Source organism: Dietzia sp. CW19 (assembly GCF_014145265.1).
Taxonomy (GTDB): domain Bacteria; phylum Actinomycetota; class Actinomycetes; order Mycobacteriales; family Mycobacteriaceae; genus Dietzia; species Dietzia natronolimnaea.
Window position 1 is genome coordinate 1 of the sequence record NZ_JAALEE010000500.1, and the last position, 2290, is coordinate 2290.

Below are 2290 nucleotides of genomic sequence, written 5' to 3' on the forward strand. Positions count from 1 at the left end.
CGCCGCCGCGAGCGCCGCCACCGCCGCCGGTCTGGGCCCCGCCTACAACGTGGCCGAGGGATTCGAGGGCGACCCGGACGCGGCGGGCCACCGCGGTTCGGTCAACGGGTGGAAGGTCGCGGGACTGCCCTGGCGACAGTCCTGACCCGGCCCGGCCCGCCACCGCACCACCGACGACACTCAGAAAGCAGCGGATGAGAAACAACGAGCTCCCCGACGGACTCCACCCCGACACCCTGGGGGTGCGGGCCGGGCAGATGCGCACCGGTTTCGAGGAGACCGCCGAGCCGATGTTCCTCAACTCCGGCTACGTCTACTCCTCGGCGGAGGCGGCCGAGGCGTCGTTCAACGGGGACCTCCAGCGGTTCGTGTACTCCCGCTACGGCAACCCGACGGTCGCGATGTTCCAGGAGCGCCTGCGGCAGATCGAGGGCGCCGAGGCGTGCTTCGCCACCAGCTCCGGCATGTCCGCGGTGTTCGTGGCACTGGCCGCGCTGCTGGGCAACGGCTCCCGGCTGGTGGCCTCCCGAGCGCTGTTCGGCTCGTGCTTCGTGATCTGCAACGAGATCCTGCCGCGCTGGGGCGTGGAGACGGTGTTCGTGGACGGCTCCGACCTGGACCAGTGGCGCGAGGCGCTCAGCGAGCCGACCGACGCCGTGTTCTTCGAGACCCCCTCCAACCCCATGCAGGAGCTGGTGGACGTGCGCGCGGTCTGCGAGCTGGCGCACGCGGCCGGCGCGCAGGTGGTGGTGGACAACGTCTTCGCCACCGTCCTGCACCAGAAGCCGCTCGAGCTGGGCGCGGACATCGTGGTCTACTCCACCACCAAGCACATCGACGGCCAGGGCCGCGTTCTGGGCGGGGCCGTGCTGGGCACCGAGGAGTACATCTCCGGGCCGGTGCAGGACCTCATGCGCCACGCCGGGTTCGGGATGAGCGCGTTCAACGCGTGGGTCCTGCTCAAGGGCCTGGAGACCATGAGCCTGCGCGTCGAGCGGATGAGTGCCAACGCGCTGGAGGTGGCGCGGTTCCTGGAGTCGCACCCGGCCGTGGAGTGGGTGACGTACCCGATGCTCGAGTCGCACCCCCAGTACGAACTGGCGCGGGCGCAGATGTCGGGCGGCGGGTCGGTGGTGACGTTCGGGTTGAAGTACGACGGCGGTGGTGACGGTGGCCGGGGCGACGACGACAAGGGCGGCCGCGGCAAGAAGGAGTGCTTCTCCCTGCTCAACTCGTTGGAGGTCATCGACATCTCCAACAACCTCGGCGACGCCAAGACACTGGTCACCCATCCCGCGACGACGACCCACGCGTCCATGGAGCCCGAGGCCCGCGCCGCGGTGGGCATCGGCGACAACGTGGTCCGCCTGTCCGTGGGGCTGGAGTTCGCCGGAGACCTGATTGAGGACCTGCGACGCGGCCTGGGATGACGGTCTAGATTGGCCGTATGGATGATCGGGGTGAACATTCCCGGACCCGGGTGGCGGTGCTTCCCGCAGCCCATCCCGCGGTTCGCCGGATCACCGGTCTGGACGGCGCCCGGCACGTAGAGCTGGTGCCCGTCCGGCCCGGGGTGGTGAACGGGCAGACCCCGCCCGAGGCGGTGACCCCCGCGGAGTTCGATCCCGGCCACGAGGCGTCGGGCGAGATCCATCGCGACGGCGACCCGCTGGGCGGAGTCGACCTGGCGCACGTGCACTTCGGTTACGACTACCTGGAGCCCGAGAGCGTGGACGGGGTGGTGGAGCACCTGTCGCGGGCCGAGGTACCGATGGTGCTCACCGTCCACGACATCGTCTACCCGTCCCACGAGGACGAACTCCCGCACCGCGACCACACCGGCACGCTGGTCGAGGCCGCCGCTGCCGTGGTCACGCTGACCGAGGTGGCGGCGCACGAACTGTGGGTGCGGTGGGGCGTCGAACCGGTGGTCGTGCCGCACCCGCGGCTGCTGGACGAGGACGAGGTCTCCTCCGCCATCCGCGCCGGCAAGCACCTGCGCGGTCCCGGCGATCCGGTGGTGGTGGGGGTGTTGCTGGAGCGGATGGGCGAGAACATCGACGGCCCGGAGCTGCTGGACCAGCTGGCGCCCGTCGCCCACGGGCGGCGGGGCGCGCACCTGCGGATCGTCGTGGAGGCGCAGGCGTGGCGCGACGCGTGCGGCAAGGACCGCGAGGCCGGCGGGCACCATCTGGTGGCGGAGCTGGCGGCCGAGGGCGGCTGGGAGTCGGTGCGGTTGGTGAGGTACGAGTCGCTGGACCTGGCGCCGTTGCTGCCCGAGTTCGCCGCA

2 protein-coding genes and 1 pseudogene are annotated in these 2290 nt (G+C 71.1%); all 3 read left to right on the forward strand.

Going from position 1 to position 2290, the window contains the following annotated elements:
- Positions 1–145, forward strand: a pseudogene (locus G6021_RS17530) (rhodanese-like domain-containing protein); the annotation flags it as partial.
- Positions 146–194: 49 nt separating this feature from the next.
- On the forward strand, positions 195–1430 hold the full coding sequence (locus tag G6021_RS14265) for an O-succinylhomoserine sulfhydrylase (RefSeq protein ID WP_182641559.1): 1236 nt from the start codon (positions 195–197) through the stop codon (positions 1428–1430).
- Positions 1431–1447: 17 nt separating this feature from the next.
- Positions 1448–2290: hypothetical protein (locus G6021_RS14270; RefSeq protein WP_187700738.1), on the forward strand; the 843-nt coding region annotated here is incomplete at its 3' end.

Bases quoted from the DNA above. Each gene is read 5' to 3' on its own strand.
- G6021_RS14265 (WP_182641559.1), top strand. From the start codon at position 195: ATGAGAAACAACGAGCTCCCCGACGGACTCCACCCCGACACCCTGGGG.